The 20,529-nt window shown below is 65.3% G+C and carries 17 protein-coding genes and 1 other RNA gene; 7 read left to right on the top strand and 11 right to left on the bottom strand.

Annotated elements, in window-relative coordinates:
- Positions 1-171: 171 nt before the first annotated feature.
- The 3 genes from smpB to BLIN9172_RS05060 all read left to right on the top strand — a co-directional run bounded on the left by smpB (position 172) and on the right by BLIN9172_RS05060 (position 1,732).
- Positions 172-642, top strand: a complete 471-nt coding sequence (gene smpB / locus BLIN9172_RS05070; RefSeq protein WP_025780801.1) for an SsrA-binding protein SmpB — start codon at positions 172-174, stop codon at positions 640-642.
- Between the two features lie 139 nt (positions 643-781).
- Positions 782-1,159, top strand: a transfer-messenger RNA (tmRNA) gene (gene ssrA / locus BLIN9172_RS05065).
- Between the two features lie 186 nt (positions 1,160-1,345).
- On the top strand, positions 1,346-1,732 hold the full coding sequence (locus BLIN9172_RS05060) for an SdpI family protein (protein WP_145997922.1): 387 nt from the start codon (positions 1,346-1,348) through the stop codon (positions 1,730-1,732).
- 751 nt (positions 1,733-2,483) lie between these two features.
- On the opposite strand, the gene BLIN9172_RS05050 is transcribed toward BLIN9172_RS05060, so the two are convergent.
- The 4 genes from BLIN9172_RS05050 to speB all read right to left on the bottom strand — a co-directional run bounded on the left by BLIN9172_RS05050 (position 2,484) and on the right by speB (position 8,720).
- A complete protein-coding gene (locus tag BLIN9172_RS05050) occupies positions 2,484-4,160 on the bottom strand; it encodes a thiamine pyrophosphate-binding protein (RefSeq protein ID WP_101554073.1) in 1,677 nt (558 codons plus the stop codon).
- Positions 4,161-4,452: 292 nt separating this feature from the next.
- Entirely contained in the window at positions 4,453-5,979 is a 1,527-nt protein-coding gene (locus tag BLIN9172_RS05045) for a sodium:solute symporter family protein (protein ID WP_180956941.1), read from the bottom strand.
- A 24-nt stretch (positions 5,980-6,003) separates the two neighbouring features.
- A complete protein-coding gene (locus tag BLIN9172_RS05040; protein ID WP_101554072.1) occupies positions 6,004-7,707 on the bottom strand; it encodes a thiamine pyrophosphate-binding protein in 1,704 nt (567 codons plus the stop codon).
- A 2-nt stretch (positions 7,708-7,709) separates the two neighbouring features.
- Positions 7,710-8,720: an agmatinase gene (gene speB, locus BLIN9172_RS05035; protein WP_101554071.1), complete on the bottom strand. Its 1,011-nt coding sequence runs from the start codon at positions 8,718-8,720 to the stop codon at positions 7,710-7,712.
- A 144-nt stretch (positions 8,721-8,864) separates the two neighbouring features.
- Here speB and BLIN9172_RS05030 point away from each other — a divergent pair, with 144 nt between their 5' ends.
- Positions 8,865-10,286: a PucR family transcriptional regulator gene (locus tag BLIN9172_RS05030; RefSeq protein WP_101554070.1), complete on the top strand. Its 1,422-nt coding sequence runs from the start codon at positions 8,865-8,867 to the stop codon at positions 10,284-10,286.
- An 83-nt stretch (positions 10,287-10,369) separates the two neighbouring features.
- Here BLIN9172_RS05030 and BLIN9172_RS05025 read toward each other — a convergent pair whose 3' ends face one another.
- From BLIN9172_RS05025 to BLIN9172_RS04995, 7 genes are all read right to left on the bottom strand, one after another.
- On the bottom strand, positions 10,370-11,557 hold the full coding sequence (locus BLIN9172_RS05025; protein WP_101554069.1) for a histidinol-phosphate transaminase: 1,188 nt from the start codon (positions 11,555-11,557) through the stop codon (positions 10,370-10,372).
- A gap of 70 nt (positions 11,558-11,627) precedes the next feature.
- Positions 11,628-12,410 carry a hypothetical protein gene (locus BLIN9172_RS05020; protein WP_101554068.1) on the bottom strand — a complete coding sequence of 261 codons (783 nt, stop codon included), beginning with the start codon at positions 12,408-12,410 and terminating at the stop codon, positions 11,628-11,630.
- Complete coding sequence (locus tag BLIN9172_RS05015) at positions 12,407-13,612, bottom strand: vWA domain-containing protein (protein WP_101554067.1); 1,206 nt, start codon at positions 13,610-13,612, stop codon at positions 12,407-12,409. Before BLIN9172_RS05015 ends, BLIN9172_RS05020 begins: the two co-directional genes overlap by 4 nt.
- Positions 13,609-14,583 (bottom strand): vWA domain-containing protein, encoded by a 975-nt coding sequence (locus tag BLIN9172_RS05010; protein ID WP_101554066.1) that lies wholly within the window; start codon positions 14,581-14,583, stop codon positions 13,609-13,611. Before BLIN9172_RS05010 ends, BLIN9172_RS05015 begins: the two co-directional genes overlap by 4 nt.
- The gene (locus BLIN9172_RS05005) at positions 14,574-15,026 is read right to left on the bottom strand and encodes a hypothetical protein (protein ID WP_101554065.1); all 453 of its coding nucleotides are present in this window, start codon (positions 15,024-15,026) and stop codon (positions 14,574-14,576) included. Before BLIN9172_RS05005 ends, BLIN9172_RS05010 begins: the two co-directional genes overlap by 10 nt.
- Entirely contained in the window at positions 15,013-15,897 is an 885-nt protein-coding gene (locus BLIN9172_RS05000; protein WP_101554064.1) for a DUF58 domain-containing protein, read from the bottom strand. The genes BLIN9172_RS05005 and BLIN9172_RS05000 overlap by 14 nt, the downstream gene beginning before the upstream one ends.
- Before the next feature lie 12 nt (positions 15,898-15,909).
- Positions 15,910-16,905: an AAA family ATPase gene (locus BLIN9172_RS04995; RefSeq protein WP_025778733.1), complete on the bottom strand. Its 996-nt coding sequence runs from the start codon at positions 16,903-16,905 to the stop codon at positions 15,910-15,912.
- Positions 16,906-17,590: 685 nt separating this feature from the next.
- On the opposite strand from BLIN9172_RS04995, the gene nrdH reads away from it, so the two are divergent.
- From nrdH to nrdE, 3 genes are read left to right on the top strand one after another with little or no spacing between them, the layout of a single operon-like run.
- Entirely contained in the window at positions 17,591-17,836 is a 246-nt protein-coding gene (nrdH, locus tag BLIN9172_RS04990; protein WP_025778731.1) for a glutaredoxin-like protein NrdH, read from the top strand.
- A 2-nt stretch (positions 17,837-17,838) separates the two neighbouring features.
- Positions 17,839-18,252, top strand: coding sequence for a class Ib ribonucleoside-diphosphate reductase assembly flavoprotein NrdI (nrdI, locus tag BLIN9172_RS04985; RefSeq protein ID WP_101554063.1), 414 nt, complete (start codon positions 17,839-17,841; stop codon positions 18,250-18,252).
- 5 nt (positions 18,253-18,257) lie between these two features.
- A complete protein-coding gene (nrdE, locus tag BLIN9172_RS04980) occupies positions 18,258-20,384 on the top strand; it encodes a class 1b ribonucleoside-diphosphate reductase subunit alpha (protein WP_240812192.1) in 2,127 nt (708 codons plus the stop codon).
- The last annotated feature ends 145 nt before the right edge of the window (positions 20,385-20,529 follow it).

The following is a 20,529-nucleotide window of genomic DNA, read 5'->3' as shown; positions in this document are numbered from 1 at the left end:
CCGCCGTCAGGTAGTTCTGGGAGGGGTTTCGAGGAATAGGGGAGTCGACGGTGTCGTTGCCTCATCCGGAGACGGTCCCCGGCGTTGGGACGTGGTCCGCTTTGGGATAGAATGGATGGCTGTGCGCGCGAACGCGTGCACAGGCGATCGGGGGCAGAGAGGAGGCCGGTCATGCCAAAGGACACTGGCAAGAAAGTCATTGCGAGGAACCGCAAGGCACGCCACGACTACCACATCGAAGACACGTGGGAGGCCGGGCTAGTGCTCACCGGCACCGAGGTGAAGTCGCTGCGCGAAGGCAGGGCCTCACTGACCGACGGCTTCGCCCTCATCTTCCAGAACGAAGCATGGTTGGAGAACGTCTACATCCCCGAGTACCTGCAGGGGACCTGGACGAATCATTCGGCCAGGCGTCGCCGGAAGCTGCTGCTCCACCGCGAGGAGATCCTCAAGCTCTCGCAGAAGGTCAAGGAGTCCGGCCGGACTCTGGTGCCGCTCGAACTCTACTTCGACGGGTCGCGGGTCAAGGTCGAGATCGCTCTGGCCAAGGGCAAGCGCGAATGGGACAAACGTCAGGCCCTGCGTGAGGCGCAGGACAAGCGCGAAGCCGAACGCGCGATGAAGGCCAAGCAGTTCCTCTGAGGCCTGCTCGGCACCTTTCGTGAACGGCCGGGAATGCAATTGGCTCGGTCTGCGTTGTAGGAGTATGCTGGAGTACCTGATCGGCGCCAGCAGCCTCCTCGGCGGATGAAACAGCTGATCAGTTTTGGTAACAGAATATGGGGATGATCGGTTTCGACGTCGGACACTGCGTCGGGAGAAGCGGGCCGAGAATGCAGAGTCATCTCGTTAATGTCCTCTGTAAAACAATAGGTGCTAAGTCTAACAACCGCACCGATTTCGCCCTCGCTGCCTGATAGAGCGCGAGCTGCGAATCCGTCAGCCTAGAGTTGCCTCTGCTCTAGTGTCTGGCGTCGCTTAAGAGGCCACTGCTTCAGACACATGTTGGGGGTGTCTGAGGAACTTTCACTCAACTCCGTTCGTTGGTCCATGTGTTCGTGCAAGGGCCAGAACCTAAGAGACATTTTCACGAACTGCGCCCGGAGAAGTCCTGACAATCTGCCGACGGACGCGGGTTCGATTCCCGCCATCTCCACGTGTCTAAGCCCCGGATTCCTTAAGGATCCGGGGCATTTCGCTGTCCGGAGATCCCCAGAGCTGCCACTTTGCCCCGTCGAAGTCGACGAAGCGTCGAATAGAGCGAACACCATCGCCGAGGCGGCCGGACAGGGCCGTTCCCACCTGTCCCTTGGAGATCGGCTGAGTTCAGCCCCGATGAGATACGGTGGATCCGAGCTCAGAGAGGGGACCGGTACCGATGTTCTATCCGCCGCTGATCGGTTACCTGCTCCTTGCCGTTGTCTGCGTCGTTCTCGTGTTGGTCATCCGCGGCGACCGTCTGCCCCGCAATCGTGCAATCGGAATCCGGTCGGCGCTGACGCTGCGGTCCGAGGCCGCTTGGAAAGCTGGCCACCGTGCGGCGATTCCCATGCTGATCACCATCAGCATCATCGCCGTCGGCTTCTCGATTGCACTGTTGAGCCTTGAGAAATTCGCCTGGCCGAAGGCAGTCGGAGCCGTTCTCGCGGTCTCGGGGTGGCTTCTCATCCTCGGCCTCTTTGTCAGAGTCTGGACGACGGCCCACCGCGCGGCGCGGTCCGCAGACAACTGACCTCCCACGGCGACGACCGCCGTACCAACATCTGGGCACCCTCTTCGCGACGCCCTCGCGAGACCCCGGAGTTCCGACCACTCGGCCGATCACGATCGTCATCGCCGTGGCCGTCGGCTTGCCCATCCTCATTCGAGCTCAGTTGCGTCCGGGACGGGCTGCACGGCTGGAGTGGGCAGTCCTCGGACTGCTCGGCGGCCTCGCCTTGGCCGCCGTCGCCGCCACGCTGGGTCTGTCGACTCTGTGGCTGAGCCTGACGGTGCTGGCGATGCTCGCCCGAACGTCGTCGAGCCGGATGAGCCTCGCCGTCATCGTCATTCTCGCAGTCGCGAACATCGTCTGTCCCCTGGTCACGGCCGACGGTGCGACCTTTGCGCTCATGGGGTTCGCCCTGGTCATCGCCGCGATCGCGATCGGTCTGATGCTGCGATCGAATGACTGCACCCTGATCGAACGACAGGCCACCGCCACCGAGGCGGAACGACGTCGCATCGCCACCGTCGAACCGGGCCAAGTCGGGCACTGCCAGCCGAACGGCGACAAAGATCACGGTAGCGCCGACGTAGTTGCTCAGCGCCAACGGACGCAGCGGTACGAATATGGACAGTCGTCGTCTCAACTCTGTGGCTGCGCCGTTTCTGACAGGGCCGGCTGGAGAAGTTGTGGCGCCTCGTCACCTGGGGTCGGTCGGCACAGCAAGACCAGCGTCTGCACCCGGGCCGCCACCAGCTGTGCAACCGGCCAGGCGCGGTCACGAGTTCACGCGAATGACCTCTTCCTGGTACGGCGCGATGACCTCGCCGGAGATCCGCAGGTCGAGAAGCAGGAAGGGCCGTTCGTCGACCGGACGAGCCTTCCACTCCTCGACGATGTCGAGATCGGACAGGGATCGGACGACGACGCCGTGTCCGCCGGCGGCCGTGGCCAGGGCCGCGAAGTCGATCTCGTCGATGAGCATGGGTGACTTCTCCAGCCCCTTGAGCCCGTACAAGTTGACCTCGGCGCCATAGGCCGCGTCGTTGAAGACCACGGCCATTCCGCGACCGTCGGCGACCCGGATCGCGGTGTCGAGGTCGGACAATGCCATGGCTCCGCCGCCGTCACCGCTGGTGAGCACGATCGTCGACTCCGGGTTCGCGCGGGCGGCTCCGGCGACGGAATGCCAGCCGAGTCCGATCGATTGGAACGCGGTGCCGACCATCGCCAGCCGGTCCGGGGCGCTGGGTTCCCAGAACATGTTCGCCCAGGCGATGAAATGTCCGCCGTCGGAGACGACGACCCGATCTTTCGGCAGAATCTCGCCGAGGCGGCTCGCCGCCGCACGTGGATCGAGCCGACCGTCCCCGGCGAGCTCCGACCCGACGGCGTAGGCACGGTCGGCGGTGGTGTCGACGGAATCGTGCCAGCGCGGAGCGCCGCTGTCCGAATATTTCGCACCGTCGATTCCGGTCGACTTCAGCCGTGCCACGAGGTCGGCGGCAGCGAGTTTCGCATCGGCTCGGATGAAGCCGCCGACGCGGGCGTTCGTGGCACGGTCGTCGGTGTCGATCTGCCACACCGTCGTCGAGGGATGGAAGAGGTCTCCGAAACGCATCGTGAACTGATTGAGCGAGGCTCCGAAGACCACGGCGACATCGGCTTCCCGGACGCGATCCATCGCGGCCGGGGCGCCGAAGCCGCCGGCGACTCCCAGGTCGTGTTCGGCAGCCGGGAAGAGATTGCGGCCCAGCGCGGTCGTCACACTCAGCGCACCCGTGAGCTCGACGAGTTGACCGAGCTCGTCGCTGGCTCCGGCCAACCAGGCTCCGCGACCGGCGAGCAGCAGCGGGCGCTTCGCCGCAGCCAGATCTGTGGCGAGACGATCCAAGGCCGCATGAGTGAACTCCCCGGTCGGTGCTGTCGGTGCCGGACGGCTGGGACCGGGGACGGCCGGAATCTCACCGATCTGAAGAGTCGCGACATCGTAGGGGATCGCGAGCACCACGGGCACCCGGTAGGTCAGCGCGTGCTCGATCGCGGTCACGGTCGCGGCGGCCGCATCGACCCGACCGACGGTGTACGTGCGTACACCCACCGCCGAAGCCATGGCGATCTGGTCGACGTCCCACGGCCGCGGACCCGATGTCGGCTCATCCCCGACGACGAGGACGAGGGGAACTCTGGCTTGGGCCGCCTCGGCGAGGGCGGTGAGCGTATTCGTGAACCCGGCACCATAGGTCGTGGTGGCGGCGGCGATCCGCCCGGATGTGCGGAAGTGAGCGTCGGCGGCGACGACGGCTCCGGCCTCGTGGCGGACGGCGGTGTAGGTGGCCGAGGTGCCACGCAGCAGGGCGTCGAGGAAGTAGGCGTTGCCGTTGCCCATGAGGCCGAAGACCTCGTCGATGTGGGCGGCGAGTGTTTGCGCGACGTGCGCGGAAGTATGAGCCATGGCTGGCCTTTCGCGAATGAGATATGGAAACGAGGGATCCATATATGTCTCACACGCGCGACTCGGCGGCTTCGTGCCCCTTTTTCGGGCACCGGCTGATGTGCCGCTCGCCCTGGGGACCCAATTCCGAGGGTTGCCGCGGTCGGCTCAGCCTGACCCTTCGAATATAGGTGACTGTGGCCTGAGGCACCAAGTCGGGCGACGTCCCGGCACGCAGATCGCACCGTCCAGAACTACCTGACGGCGGCCCAGCAATCTCGCGCGAGGTTGCTGGGCCGCCGTCAGGTAGTAATCAGCGGTTGATGCGTTCCTTCCAGGCGGCCATGATCTCGGGGGAGGTCGGCTTCGATGCGAAGGACCCGACGAGGTATCCGACCAGCGAGGCGATGAGGCCGAGGTAGATCGCCTCGTTCGAGTAGATGCCCATCGTGATCATCACCACCACGGTGGTCACGGCACCGAGGATCATGCCGGCCATGACGCCGACGATCGTGCCCCGCTTGAACACGAGGCCGCCGAGGATCGGGATGAACAGGCCGGCCACCAGCAGGTTGTAGGCCACGGTGAGGGCCTCGACGACGCTGGGCATGATCATCGCGAGCACCAGGGTGACGACACCGAGCACGATGAGGTAGATGCGCGAGTCGCGCACCTCGTCACCGGTCTCGCGCACCAGCGACCGTACGAGCGTCGACCTCGCGCTCGTTCCCGATCCGGTTCCATTCGCCGAGGCGGCCGACCCATCCGTCGCTGCGCCGTCCACAGACGATCCGGCCGAAGCCGGCACGATGTCCTTGCGGGCGAGGATCGGTTCGACGATGTCCTGGCGGCAGACGGTCGAGGCGGCCATGAGCGAACCGGACGCCGTCGACATCATTGCGGCCAGCGCCGCAGCCAGCACGATTCCGCCGAGCACCGGCGACATGGAGGCATCGACGACGGCGGCGAACACATCGTCCTGGACCTCGATGCCGGGCACGATCGTGGTCGCGGCCATGCCGATGAGCGCACCGGCCGCGGCGTAGAGCAGGCAGTAGACGCCCGCGGAGAATCCGCCCCACCGGGCCACTCCCGGGCTGCGGGCGGTGAACACGCGCTGCCAGATGTCCTGGCCGATGAGCAGACCGAGGGTGTAGATGAGGATGTAGCCGAGGATCGCCTGCCAGCCGATGCCCACCGGTGAGGTGTGCGTGTCGGGCAGCGAGGAGAACAGCTGACCGATGCCCCCGGACTTCGAGAGCACGAGCGGCAGCATGATGAGGAAGATGCCGATCGTCTGGATGAAGAACTGCACGAAGTCCGTCAGCGTGATCGACCACATTCCGCCGAGCATCGAATAGAGGATGACGATGCCGCCGCCGATGAGCACCGACCACACCTTGTTGAGGTCGAACAGGGTATGGAAGACCGTCGCGTAGGCGACCGTCGACGTCGTCGAGATCATCAGACCGTAGGCGGTCATGATCGCTCCGGAGACGAACCGGGAGCCCCTGCCGTAGCGGAGTTCGAGCATCTGCGAGACCGTGTAGATCTCGAGCTTCTGAATCTTCGGCGCGAAGAACAGCGACAGCGCGATGATGCCCAAGCCGATCGACAGCACGAGCCACATGCCCGACAGTCCGGCCGTGTAGCCGAGGCCCACACCGCCGATCGTCGACGCGCCGCCGAGGACGACGGCCGACATCGTGCCGGTGTAGAGCAGCCCGCCGAGGCGGCGCCCGGCGACGAGGAAGTCCTCCTGATTATGGGCCTTGAACCGGCCCCAGACTCCGAATCCCACCATTGCGGCGAGATAGATGATGACAATTGCAGAGTCCACGGTGACCCTCTCTGTTGGATCGGCTCAGTGACCGACGGTGATGTGAATGGCGGTGGGCACCCTGCGACCGAGCGCCTCGGCGATGGCCTGCGGCAGCGCGGAATCGATGTCCGCCTCGGCGATCGTCACCCCGGCCCCGCCCATGGACTGACCGAGCTTCGCGAAGTCCGGACGGGCGAGCCGGACGGCGAAGGGTTCGATGTCGCGATCGACCATCTGGCCCTCGATCTCCGCGTACCCGCCGTTGTCGACGACGACGAAGGGAATGCCCAGTCCCAGCTCGGCCGCGGTCATGAGCTCCTGGATGGAGAACATGGCCGCACCGTCGCCGAGGATGCACACGACCGGACGCGCAGGGTCAGCGAGCTTCGCCCCGAGCGCGGCGGGAATGCCGTAGCCCAGGGTGGCGAATCCGGGCATGTAGAGCAGCTGGTCGGGTGTGCTCGCCGTCAGGGCGTGCACGGTGCCGTCGTAGGTGACCTGCGAGGAGTCACCGGAGATGACGACGGTCGATCCCGCTCCCTCTTCGACGAGCCGGGTGACCCTGGCCCCGATCGCGTCGAAGTCGAAATCGGTGGCCCAGCTCTGCCGGATCCGGGTGACCCGATCGGCCCCGGATTCCCTCGCCGAGGCGGCCGATCCGTGCGAGTCGGACGCATCCGTTCCGGCATTCCTCGCCGAGGCGGCGGTGGCCGTTGCTGACTCGAGCGCGGTCATGAGCGCGGTGAGGAACTCCGCGGTGTCCGCGCAGGCGAGGATGTCACCGGGCAGGTTCTTATTCAGCTGGTCGGGGTCGATATCGCAGCGGATGACGGTCTGCCGGGCAGAGTCATCACGGACGCCGATGCTCGTCTGCGCGCCGATGACTCCGCCCCAGAGGTCGGAGTCGGCCAGTTCGGATCCGAGCACGATGAGCACATCGGCAGCCGCGGACTCGGCCTGCACGCTGGGGAAGCGCACGTTGGAACCCAGAGACAGCGGATGCGTCTCGGACACGATGCCCTTGCCGTTGGCGGTCGTCGCCAGGGGAGCGTCGAGGGCCTCGATGAGACGGGCCACCTCGGCGTGAGCGCGCCGGGCTCCGCCGCCGGCGATGACCAGCGGGCGCGTGGCCGTACGGATCGCCTCGGCGGCACGGGCCACGACATGATCGTCGAGTCCGGGGCGGCGGCCCGCGAACGGGACCGGCACGCTGCCGTTCCATGCCCCCTCGAGCACGTCGAGGGGAACCTCGATGTGCACGGGTCCGGGACGGGCCGAGTCGAACATGGCGAACGCCTCGGCGACGGCCTGAGCGGCGCCTTCGGCGGTGCGGGTGCGCTGGGAGGACACGAGGAGGTGGCCCACCGCCCCGGAGGAGTCCTTCGTCTCGTGGAGCATGCCGACGTCGGCGCGTTCGAATCCGGTGGGCACACCGGGGGAGAGGATGAGCATCGGGCGGGACTCGGCATAGGCGGTCGCGGCGGCGGTGATGACATTGGTCAGTCCCGGCCCCGAGGTCGTGATGACGACCCCGGGTTTGCCGGAGACGAGGTAGTACCCGTCGGCAACGTAGCCGGCTCCCTGCTCGTGCCGCGGTGTCACGGCGCGGATCCCGAACTCCGGCAGATGCCGGTAGAACTCGAGGTTGTGGGTGCCGGGGATGCCGAAGATCGTATCGACACCGTGGGCGGCCAGGGTCGCCACCACTGCGCGACCGCCGTTGCGGACGTTGTGTTCGTCGTTCATGCTCAGACTCCGAGGGCGCTGCCGGACGGGCCGGAGGGCGCCGTGATTCCGTTGTTCTCAGCCGCCCACAGGGACAGGATCTCGTAGCCGACATGGGCGGCGGCGAGTCCGGTGACCTCGGCGTGATCGTAGGCCGGGGCGACCTCGACGATCTCGGCGCCGACGACACCCAGTCCCTGGAGTCCGCGGATCGAATTGAGCAGCTCACGGCTGGTCATTCCGCCTGCCTCGGGGGTGCCGGTGCCGGGAGCGGCCGCCGGATCGAGGACGTCGATGTCGACGGAGATGTAGACAGGGGCATCACCGAGTCGCTTGCGCATGCGGGCGACGACGTCGGCGACAGAGGTGAACTGGTATTCGTCGCTGCGGATGATCTGGAAGCCGAGCACCTCGTCGTCTTCGAGGTCCTTCTTCCCATAGAGCGGACCGCGGATGCCGATGTGCATCGACGCGGTCATATCGATGAGGCCCTCTTCGCTGGCGCGGCGGAACGGAGTGCCGTGCGTGTAGGGCGCACCGAAGTAGGTGTCCCAGGTGTCCAGATGCGCATCGAAGTGGAGGACGGCGATCTTCCCGTGCGTCTTGTGCAGGGAACGCAGGTTCGGCAGGGCCAGGGTGTGGTCTCCGCCGAGGGTGAGCAGCTTGGCGCCATCGGCGCGCATCGCGTCGGCGTTGGCCTCGACGGTGGTGATGGCCTCTTCGATGTCGAAGGGGTTGACGCCGAGGTCACCGCAGTCGGCGACCTGCTGCCAGGTGAACGGGTGGACGTTCGTGGCCTGGTTGTAGGGGCGCAGCAGCTTCGAGGACTGGCGGATGTGAGCGGGTCCGAAGCGGGCGCCGGGACGGTAGCTGACGCCGGCGTCGAAGGGGATGCCGATGACCTTGACGTCGATCTTCTCGCCGGGACGTTCGGCTTCGACCTCGTCGATGCGAGGCAGCAGTCCGAACGTCGGGGGGCCCGCGTAGCGGGGTGTCTTGCTGTAGTCGGCAGGGCCGAGCGGCTGAGACGTCACTGGCTTCTCCTTCGTCGTGGCGGCTGACCCGACCCCGATGGGTCGGAGGTTGTGCCCTCAGCCTAGGACCTGGGTCACACAACACCGATATCCAAAGTGGAGTAATTGAACTCGGTGCTGTCCAATGTGGATAGAATCGGGTGCATGGTCACCTTGGAACAGATCTGGTCACGCACCGAACTCGCGCTCGACGTCATCGTCGATTCGCCCACCGCAGCTGAGCAGGATGTCACGATCGTCCATTCCTCGGAGCTTCCGGAGGTCGACGAATGGCTTGCCGGCGGTGAGGTGCTGCTGACGATCGGGGTCGGCCAGGACCTCGGCGGGGACACGGTCGCGGACTATGTGCGCCGCCTCAAGTTCGTCGGCGTGCATGCGCTCGGCATCGGTCTGGGCTCCGACCTGCCGTGGCAGCAGGTCCCGCCGAAGCTCGTCGCCGCCGCGCAGGAGGCGGGGCTGGCGCTGTTCGGAGTGCCCGAGCCGGTGCCGTTCGTCGCCGTCGTCGATGCCTTCACCCGGATGCGTGAGGCCGAGACCAACAGGGAGCTGACCCGGGCGAGCAGCGCCGCACGTCGTTTCGCGACCGCGTTGGCCGGTGAGGGGCCTGCTGCTCTCGTGGCCGATCTGGCGGAGACGCTGGAGGCTCCGGTCCGGTTCGTCTCGCCCACCGGCCGGGCGTTGAGCGGGGACGATGCCGAGGCCGACGTGCGTTCGGCGCTCATCGAGGAGTCATTGAAACCGACGGCGGGACCTCGACTGATCCGCACCGGTTCGCGGATCGTCGAGGCCGTGCCGATCGGCGGTGACCATCCGCTCGGGTGGATTCTCACCCCCGCCGAGGCGGCCGGATCCCCGAAGACACGTGCCCTGCTGCTGTCGACCGCCGCGGCGCTGTTGGCGATGTCGTTGGCGGATCTGCCCGTTCCCTCCGGTCGGTCGCTGCTCTTCGACACCGATCTGGCCGATGGTCAGGCGCGCGGGGAGTGGACGCGGGTGACGGGACTGGCGCCGGTGGCGACAGTGGGGATGCACATCTTCGGCGGTGTCCGCGGCGACTCCGCCGAACGCCTCATCGCCGACATCGTCGGGCGGAGTCTGCTCACCCGCACCGGTTCGCTGCTCGGAGTCGTCGGGGCGCAGGAGCGTGGGCTCGACGAGCTGGTGGCGAAGGCAGCCGAGGTCACCGGCCTGGACGTGCTTGCGGAGAAGAGACTGCCATTGGGGCAGCTCCATCACACGTGGATGCTGTGGCGGACGCAGCATGAGTCCGAGGCGTCCGAGGTCAGGGCGCTGCTCTCGGCCGTCGATGAGGAGGCTGCCGACCGGTTCGTCGAGCGCATCCTCGGCGAGCTCTTCCGGGCCCGTGGTGGTCAGGAGCTGTTGGAGACTCTGCGGGTGTTCATCGCCGCCTCCGGGGCACGGGAGCGCATCGCCGCCGAATTGGGAGTCCACCGGCATACGGTGCGGGCACGGTTGGCGAAGATCGAGAAGCTGCTCGGCCGCGACCTCTCCCGTGCCGAAACGCGTCAGGCGGTGTCGATGGCCCTCGAACTCGCCGAACTCTAGGCTCACCTCTCAAGGCTGACCTCTCACCGGCTGCCCGGCACAGTGTTCTGCGCGGCAGTCTTCTGCCCGGCAGTGCTCGCTGACTACTCCTCGAAGTGTTCGATGCGGAAGCGTTCGGCGATCTCAAGCACCCGGGCCAGCGCTTCGTCCTCGCCGATGCTGATGCGCACACCGGCACCGAGGTTGCGCACCGCCACGGCCTGCTCGACGCATGCGTCTTCGAAGGCATCGGATTTCTCACCCAACGGCAGCCAGACATAGTTCGCCTGTGCTTCGGGCACGTCCCAGCCCTGTTCGCGCAGAGCGGCCGCGAAGGCATCGCGGGTCTGTGCGATCTCGCCGGCCCGCTCGAGCACGTCGTCCCAGTGATTGAGGGATTCGAGGGCGGCGGCCTGGCTGAGGTCGGTGACGCCGAAGGGGACGACGGCCTTGAGCAGTCCTGCGATGACCGGCGGGTGGGCGACGGCGTAGCCGACGCGCAGTCCGGCGAGCCCGTGGGCCTTGGAGAAGGTGCGCAGCAGAACGAGATTCGGATAGTCGCGGACGAGACCGAGTCCATCGGCTCGGCCGGGTGCGGTGGCGAACTCCCAGTAGGCTTCGTCGAGGGCGACGAGGACGTGGGCAGGGACTGTGTCGAGGAAAGCGCGGACCTCGTCATCGCGCAGCACCGGGCCGGTCGGGTTGTTGGGTGAGCACAGGATGATGAGGCTGGTGGCCTCGGTGATCGCCGCCGCCATCGCGTCGAGGTCGTGACGGCCGTCGGCCGTCAGCGGCACCTCGTGGCGAGTGGAACCGGCGAGCCCGGTGGTCTGCGGGTACATCTCGAACGACGGCCACGGATAGATCGCCTCGGTGGTGGAGTCCGAGGTGATCTGGGTCAGAGCGACGAGCAGTTCGCTGGCTCCGGTGGTCACGACGAGCTGATCCAGTCCGACGCCGAGGCGGTCGGCCAGTCCCTGGCGCAGGGCCAGTGCGGCATCGTCGGGGTAGAGCGCGGGGTTCGTCGCATGAGCGACCATGGTGTCGAGGACTGCCGGCAGAGGAGGCAGGAAGTTCTCGTTCGAGGAGAGCTTGAATGACTCCAAGCCGTCGACGCGGCGGGGAGGTTTGCCCGGAATATAGGGAGGGAAGGTCTCCAGAGCGGCCCGCAGCCGCGGCGCGGCCGCGGAGGAGGGGGACACCGAAGCGGCGGAGCCGGATGCGTTCGACGACGACGTTCCGGGCGTGGAGGACGAAGCTGGATCTGAGGCGGCGGGGTCGGAGACGGTCATGGACTCATGATGTCACAGGGCAGCGGCGCCGCAGCCTCTCGCCGGAGCGATCGGAGGCCCGCGCCGGTGATCACCAGGGTTTCTCCGGGGTCGACCGGCCGCCGTCGCCGCCTGGGCCCTGCTGTCGCTGCTGGCGTTCGGAGTCCTCGCGGCGCTTCTCGAGCTCGTCTCGCTTCTTCTCACGTTCGGATTTGCCGGAGGTATCGTCCGGCTTCTTCTCCTCGTCGGAGTCCTGGCCCTCGTCTCCGGAGGATGTGTCGTCGTCGGAGTCCTGATCCTGCGAATCCTCGTCATCGGACTCGCTGTCGTCGGTTCCCTCTTCCTTGGCCTTCTCGCCCTGCTTCTTGTCCTCGACGCGTTCCTTCGCCTGGCTGCTCTTCTGCTTCTCTTCGCTCTTCTTCGGCTGGCATTCCTCGGGCGCGTCCTCGAGCGTCTTCAGCGATCGGTCGTAGAGCTCCTGCGACTGGTCGGGGTCCTGCGAGGCGATCTGATCTGCCTGCTTCTCGTAGACATAGGACAGGTTGATCCGCACCGCACACTCGGCCGAGGTCGGAGCGATCTCCAGAGCGGATTCGAGGTCGGTCTGGGCGGCATCGAAATCGCCGACGGCCGCCTCGGCGGTGCCGCGGTTGAAGTAGCCGATGTGACGTTGGAACGGGCTGACCCGAAGGAACGCCGTCGCCGCCTTCTTCGCACCGGGGAAGTCATTCGAGGTGTATCGGACCTGCGAGGCCGTTCCGAAATAGGTGGCCATCGCGATATAGCCGAACACCAGGGCGAATATGGTGCCGAGGATGAGGTTGATCTTCGTGATCCGGCGCCGCCGTGACCACAGTTTCTTCACACGGTTCATCGCGGACCTCCCCGGTAGGGCGCCGATTGGTGAGGCGACGGCCCATGGGGAACCGCCTGATGGGGAACCGCCTGATGGGGAACGGCCTGCTGGGGGACCTGCTGGTAGGGAACCGGGCCGCCGGGACCGGGCGGGCCGCCTCGGCGAGGGCGTTTCGGGGTGATCGCCTTGAGGCGAAGATATTCGCGGACTCCGAAGACGAGCTCCACGGCGATCCACGCGAAGACGAGGATGAGCGGGACCCAATAGTATTCGTCGACGGTGACCCGGCCGTCCTTCCTCACCAGGGCCTGATCGTATTTCGGAGCGGTGTAGACGCTGGAGATCGCGCCGTTTCCGTCGCGGTGGTGGTAGTCGACGCCGAGGTCCGAGGCGATCCGGCGCAGGTTGCCCTCGTCGATCGTCGAGATCCCGGGTTCGCCGTTGCGGTCCTGGACGTATTCGGGTGGTGCCTGATCGTCGTCGGGGTCATCGGGGTCGCCGATGCCGGGCGCAGTGCCGGGATCACCGACTCCGGACCCGTAGCCGAACGGCTGGCTGTCGCGCATCTTCCCGCCTTGTTCGGTGCCGTATCCGAAGACGGCTCCGCTGTCGATGCGGGACGCGAACGACGACCACGATTCCGGGGTCTCCGACACGGTCTGCTCACCGTCGCCGAAGTAGAACACGACGTTCTTGTTCTCCGGGCGGTCCTCATCGTTCGACGTCATCCGCTTCTCGAGCTCCTCACCGGCCTCGGTGATCGATGAGCCCCTCGAGTTCATCGACGACTCGGGTTCGAGGACGTCGACGGCGGAGGCGAAGGCGGCGTGATCGGTCGTCAGCGGCATCACGGTGGCTGCGGTCGACGCGAAGGTGATGATGCTCAGCCGGGTGCCGGGGAAGGCATCGGCGAGTTCGAGCATGTCCTCCTTGACCCCGGTCAGACGGGTGTCGTTGCCGTCGAAGTCCTCGGCGGCCATCGACGTCGTGACATCGACGACGAAGTACACATCGGCTCGCGTCTCGTACTCCTCGGTCGAGGATTTGATGGGGACGCCGGGGCGGGCCAGAGCGAGCGCGAGCAGGGCGACGACGCCAATGCGGGCGAACCACCTCCAGCGCGGACCGTCGCCGCGGATGACCGGGATGATGCACACGGTGAGCAGGGCGAGGACGAGGAAGCCCCAGCCGAACCAGGTGAACACGGGATCGAAGATCATGATTTCGTCCTCCATGCCAGCACGAACACTCCGGCGAGGCCGAAGACGGCGATGCCGAGCGGAACCATCGGCATGTCATGGACGATCGTGTACGACCGCCCGGGCGTGTTCGCCGCCTCCTGGCTCTGGATCTCTTCGACGATGCGGTCGATCGTCGAGGCCGAGCCCATGTCGAACTGTTCGCCGCCGGTGCGGTCGGACACGGAACGCAGCTCCTTCGTCTGAGTGGTCGTCAGCACCGAGGGAGGGGAGAGGCTGTAGACGCGGACCTTCGCGTCGACGGCGATATCGGCGGCTTCGTTGAGTTCGAAGAGCGGCTGACCGGCGAGCATATTGTCCGTGGCGAAGATGATCGACCGGGACCGGTCCTCGTCCTGTCGGTCGAAGTTGTCGACGCAGCTGACGAGCCCGTCGCCGATGAGTGAGGAGCCGCCGATGTTCGGGGGCGAGGTCGACCATGAGTAGTCGGTGCCCTCGGCACCCCAGGTGCGGAACCCCTCCTCGGCCTCGGCGAGGTAGTTCTGGACCATGTCGTAGTCGTCGGTGAGCGGGAATGCGGAGACCGCGGTGGCGTTGAAGACGGTCAGTCCGATGCGTTCGCCGTCGAAGCGGTCGACGAGTTCCTGGTAGGACTCGAGCAGATCGGCATCGTAGCCGAGCATCGAGCCGGACACGTCGAGGCAGAGCATGACATCGCGCATCTTCCGTTCCGGGTTGACCGTCTCGATCCAGGCCGGGCGAGCGATTCCCGCCAGCGCGGACAGTCCGGTGAGGACGACGACGCCGAGGAGGGCGACCGTGGTCACCAGCCGTCTGCGCATGGCTCTGCGGAAACTCGGCAGGCTCGTCATCCGTCCGCTGTGAGCCACGGCCAGTGAGGACTCCGTCGACTTCGGACGGCGGAAGAAGAACACCGCGGCCGCGGCGAGGACCAGCAGGATGAGCGCCAGCCACCAGAACATCAGGACCATCGCGCCACCAGCTTCCTGGCCTCGGCGATCTGCGGCTGCAGACCCGCCGGCTCCGCTTCGGCGAACTCCGCCTCATAGAGGCCGAGCAGGCAGTCCGCGAGGTCATCGAGACCGGCGACGGCCGCATCGCGGTAGGTCAGATGTTCGGCTTTGACGCCCCACGCGTCATGGGCGAATTCGCGCACGATCGCTGCCAGTTCCTGTGCCGATTCGCGCACGTCCGCGGACTCGGCGCTCAAGCCCGTCTCCACCGCGCTGATGCGGGAGAGGTAGGTGCTGCGCACGGGAATCGGGATGCGCGGACCTTCCGCCGCGGTGACTCCGGCAGCGGAGCGGAAGAGCGGGGCGAAGACGTTTCCGAGCACCAGCAGCAGCACGAAGCAGGCCGCCACGTACCACGCCGGTGAGACCTCCAGGGGCCCGATGAGTTCAGCGGGGCCCACGGCGGTGCCTCAGCAGAAGAGTGTGGAGGCGGCCGAGGGCCGACTTCGGATGGTCGATTTCGATGTGGGCGATCCCCAGTTTGGCGAGAAGGTCGTTCCGCTGCTGACGGCGGGCTGCCTCGGCGAGGGCGAATTCCTGTCTGACCTCGGGTTTCGTCATCACCGAGGTCGGCAGCCCATGGTCGGGGCGGGCGACGTCGAACGGCGCCGAGGCGGCCGGCAGACCCGCGAGGTCCGCGTCGGTGATCGTGATCCACAGGACCTCGTGTTGGGCGCGCAGTCGGCGGATCGTCGCTTCGGCCTCCGGTCCCAGCGGGGCCTGATCGGAGATGACGACGAGCAGCATCCGACGGTTGATGTGGCTGGTGATCCACTGCAGCTGAGTGTTGATCGACCCGGGGGAGGTGGTGCCGGTCTCGGCGAGGATCTGCTGCAAGAGGTGTTCGAGGTGGGCCTCGCTGCCCTTCCGCGGGGAGGCGGTGGTGTGGTTCGCGTGGCCGTGGATGAGCATGACGTCGTCGGCGTGGCGGACGGCGAGGTACCCGACCATTCCGGCCATGAGGATGGCCAGGTGGCGTTTGTCGGCGCCGGCGGAGGTCACGGCGTCGAAGTTCCGGGAGGTGTCGACGACGAGTCCGAGGATGTGCCTGCGGTGGGCGACATAGCGTTTGACCAGGGGCTCGGTGTGTCTGGCGGTGGCTTTCCAGTCGATGTCGCGGATCTCGTCACCGGGGATGTAGTCGCGCAGATCATCGAAGTCGAGGCTGTGGCCGTGGAAGACCGAGGAGTAGTCCCCGTCGAGGAGGCGCCGGGTCCGCCGGTGGGCGTGGATGGTCATCCGCGCCTTGATGCGATTGAGCAGGACAGTCATGGGTATCGCCGCTCAGGGGGTCGGCACGGCCATGAGGAGGGCGTCGACGATCTGGGCGCTCGTGATGTTCTCGGCGGCGGCTTCGAAGCCCAGTTGGATGCGGTGGGCCAGCACTCTGTGGGCGAGGTCCTTGATGTCTTCGGGGATAACGTAGTTGCGGCCGCGGATCATCGCCAGCGCCCGGCCGGCGTTCGTGAACGCGATGGAGGCACGCGGACTGGCTCCGTATTCGATGTACGGGGCGAATCGCCCGAGGTACTTCGTCGTATTGCGGGTGGCGTGGACGAGTTCGACGAGGTAGCGGGTGATGGCCGGGTCGATGTAGACGGTGCGGGCATAGCTCTGCATGGTCACGACATCGTCGAGGGTGCAGGCCGGATCGGGCACCGAATCCTTGTCGAAGACTCCGGAGTCGAGGCGGGAGAGGATCTCGACCTCCTCGCCGGGGTTCGGGTGGGTGAGCAGATCCTTGATCATGAACCGATCGAGCTGAGCTTCCGGCAGCTGGTAGGTGCCCTCCTGCTCGATCGGGTTCTGGGTGGCCATGACGAGGAAGGGGCGGGGGAGTTCGAAGCGTTTGCCGCCGATCGTCGTCTGCTTCTCCTGCATGGCCTCGAGCATCGCCGACTGGGTCTTCGCCGATGACCGGTTGATCTCGTCGAGGAGGACGATGTTCGCATGCACGGGGCCGAGTACCGTATTGAACGAGCCCTCATGCGCGTTGTAGATCTGCGAGCCGATGATGTCGGCCGGCAGCAGGTCAGGGGTGCACTGGATGCGGGAGAACTGTCCGTCCACGGCATTGGCCAACGCGGCGGCGGCCGTGGTCTTCGCCAGCCCCGGCACGCTCTCCAACAGCAGATGACCGCTGGAGAGGAGCCCGATGAGCAGGGATTCGCGCAGCCGCTGCTGCCCGACGACGAAATGGTCGAGGTAGGACTCCAAGGCCTTGAGGATCGTCTGTGCGTGCGCGATCTCCTGCGTGTTCGCCGGTGCCGTTGCCGTCATGGTCCCTCAGTCTCTCGGTGTCACTGGTCGCTCGGTGTCACTGTGCTCGTCAGTCACGCAGTGCGGTGCGTTTCTGTGGTCTCCAGCATATTGGGTGGCACTGACACGCAACAGCCGTCGACGTTGCAGTGCTGACACACTTCGACCGCGTCCCGGTCTGCTCCCGCCGGCCAGCCACCCTCCGTTCACGGCGGGGCCATCTCATGTCAGGACCGAGCTGTAGCGTCGGTGGGACCGACAGACAGATGGGAGGAGGTGCTGTGATGATCGCCTCCGCTACGACGTGACCGGCACCGCATGGAGGAGGTCGAAATCGTCGATCGAGGGTTCCGCAACATGCCCACAGGCAAAAAGTTTTCCTGTGGAAAGCGGTGGAAAACGTCGGTGGAAAAAGAGCCGAAAATGAATCTGGAAGCCGCCGATACCAGCGTCCGCGCAGGTGATCGAACTACACGAGTGTCGTTCACAGCCTGTGGACGATTGTGGACGGTGATGACACAGGGTGTGGAGCCTCCGAATGACACTGGTGTAACACTGGATATAGGGGTAAGGTCTAACCCGAACACAACATCTAGTGGTCACCCCTGAGCCTGCGCCTGGTGATATTCATCATGATCGAGCAGTTGACGGGACACGGTCACAGCCATCAGAATGCCGAACTGCACAGCAGATTGAAGGAGTCGTCATGATCACCGTGTACACCAAGCCAGCTTGCGTCCAGTGCAACGCCACCTACCGTGCTCTCGACGCCAAGGGCCTGAAGTACAAGTCGGTCGATCTCAGCGTCGACGAGAACGCCCTCGATGTCGTCAAGGCGATGGGCTACATGCAGGCTCCTGTCGTCGTCACCGACAACGACCATTGGTCGGGCTTCCGTCCCGACAAGATCGCCACTCTGACCGGCGAACAGTCTGCGTCCGTCGTGGCCTGACAATGCTGCTGGTCTACTTCTCTGCCAACTCCGAGTACACGCACCGCTTCGTCGCGAAGCTGCGTCACCGGGCAGTGCGGCTGCCGACGTTGACCACGGAGCCGACGCTGCGAGTGGATGAGCCATTCGTTCTCGTCACCCCCACATATGGGGCCGGCCGCAATCGCGGGGCTGTTCCCAAGCAAGTCATCAGATTCCTCAATGTCGAAGAGAACCGACGTCATCTCGTCGGTGTCATCGGCGCCGGAAACACGAACTTCGGCGAGGACTACTGCCGCGCGGCCGTCAAGGTCGCGGCAAAGTGTCAAGTACCCCTCATGTATCGAGTCGAACTCCTGGGCACTCAGGATGATGTCGACGCTGTCAACCTAGGATTGGACAAACTGTGCGCGAGCTCGCTGAAGACCGCAATGTAGAGGACATCATCCGCGAAGAGACGGATCTGGATTACCACGCGCTCAACGCGATGCTGAACCTGTACGACGAGGACGGCAGGATCCAGTTCGAACGTGACAAGCAGGCTGCCCGCCAGTACTTCCTGCAGCACGTGAACAACAACACCGTCTTCTTCCATAACCTCAAGGAGAAGCTCGACTACCTCGTCGAGAAGGACTACTACGAGCCCGAGGTCCTGGAGCAGTATTCGTTTGAGTTCATCGAACAGCTGTCGACGCGCGCCTATGATCAGAAGTTCCGCTTCCAGACCTTCCTCGGTGCGTTCAAGTTCTACACCTCCTACACGCTGAAGACCTTCGACGGGAAGCGCTACCTCGAACGCTTCGAGGACCGCGTCGTCATGGTCGCTCTGTTCCTGGCCCGTGGCGACGAGACGCTGGCCACCCAGCTCGTCGACGAGATCATCGCCGGCCGTTTCCAGCCGGCCACCCCGACGTTCCTCAACGCCGGAAAGAGGCAGCGCGGTGAGCTCGTCTCCTGCTTCCTGCTGCGCATCGAAGACAATATGGAGTCGATCGGCCGCTCCATCAACTCCGCTCTGCAGCTGTCCAAGCGCGGCGGCGGTGTGGCCTTCGCCCTGACGAACATCCGCGAATCCGGTGCCCCGATCAAGAAGATCGAGAACCAGTCCTCCGGCGTCATCCCCGTGATGAAGCTGCTCGAGGACTCGTTCTCCTATGCCAACCAGCTCGGAGCGCGTCAGGGCGCCGGTGCCGTGTACCTGCACGCCCACCACCCAGACATCTACAAGTTCCTCGACACCAAGCGCGAGAACGCCGATGAGAAGATCCGAATCAAGACCCTGTCCCTGGGCGTTGTGATCCCGGACGTCACCTTCGAGCTGGCCAAGCGCAACGAGGACATGTACCTCTTCAGCCCCTACGACGTCGAGCGCGTCTACGGTGTGCCCTTCTCCGACATCAATGTCACCGAGAAGTACACCGAGCTCGTCGACAACGCGGCGATCAAGAAGAAGAAGATCAACGCCCGCGAATTCTTCCAGACTCTGGCCGAGATCCAGTTCGAGTCCGGCTACCCGTACGTGATGTTCGAGGACACCGTCAACAAGGCGAATCCGATCGACGGCAAGATCATCATGTCCAACCTCTGCTCGGAGATCCTCCAGGTCTCCGAGCCCAGCAAGTACGACGATGATCTCGGCTACGATGTCGTCGGCAAGGACATCTCCTGCAACCTCGGTTCGCTCAACATCGCTCTGACGATGGACTCGGACAACTTCGGTCAGACCATCGAGACCGCGATCCGCGGACTCACCGCTGTCGCCGAGACCTCGAACATCCAGTCCGTGCCCTCGATCGCCCGCGGCAATGACATGTCGCATGCCATCGGCCTGGGGCAGATGAACCTCCACGGCTATCTGGCTCGGGAGCACATCTACTACGGCTCCGATGAGGGCCTGGACTTCACGAACATGTACTTCTACACCGTCGCCTACCACTGTGTGCGCGCGTCGATGGAGATCGCGAAGGAGCGCGGTGAGGCCTTCGCCGGCTTCGAGCGGTCGAAGTACGCCACCGGCGAATACTTCGACAAGTACACCGATGAGGCCTGGCAGCCGCGCACCGCTCGTGTGGCCGAACTGTTCTCCGCAGCGAACGTGCACATCCCGACCCAGGACGACTGGCGAGAGCTCAAGGCTCAGGTGGCCGAGCACGGCATCTACAACCAGAACCTCCAGGCCGTGCCGCCGACCGGTTCGATCTCGTACATCAACAACTCGACCTCGTCGATCCACCCGGTGGCCTCGAAGATCGAAATCCGCAAGGAGGGCAAGGTCGGCCGCGTGTACTACCCGGCTCCCTTCATGGACAACGACAACCTCGAGTACTATCAGGATGCCTACGAGGTCGGCTACGAGAAGATCATCGACACGTATGCCGAGGCCACGAAGCACGTGGACCAGGGGCTGTCGCTGACGCTGTTCTTCATGGACACCGCCACCACTCGTGACATCAACAAGGCGCAGATCTACGCCTGGCGCAAGGGAATCAAGACCATCTACTACATCCGGCTCCGGCAGCTCGCTCTGCAGGGCACGGAGGTCGAAGGCTGCGTCTCCTGCATGCTCTGATCAATGGAATCGGCGGACCGATGTGAATCGGTCCGCCGGCTTCGTGCGGGCCCCGTCCCACCGGCCGGGCCCGCGCATATGACTTTCGTCTGCCGCGCAGACAACTCGTACTCACGACGAACAGCACTTTGGGAAGAGAGAAAGC

The organism is Brevibacterium linens ATCC 9172 (genome assembly GCF_900169165.1).
Classification (GTDB): domain Bacteria; phylum Actinomycetota; class Actinomycetes; order Actinomycetales; family Brevibacteriaceae; genus Brevibacterium; species Brevibacterium linens.
Note: the sequence above shows the minus strand (reverse complement) of the source record. Positions and strands in the feature narration are given on the sequence as shown.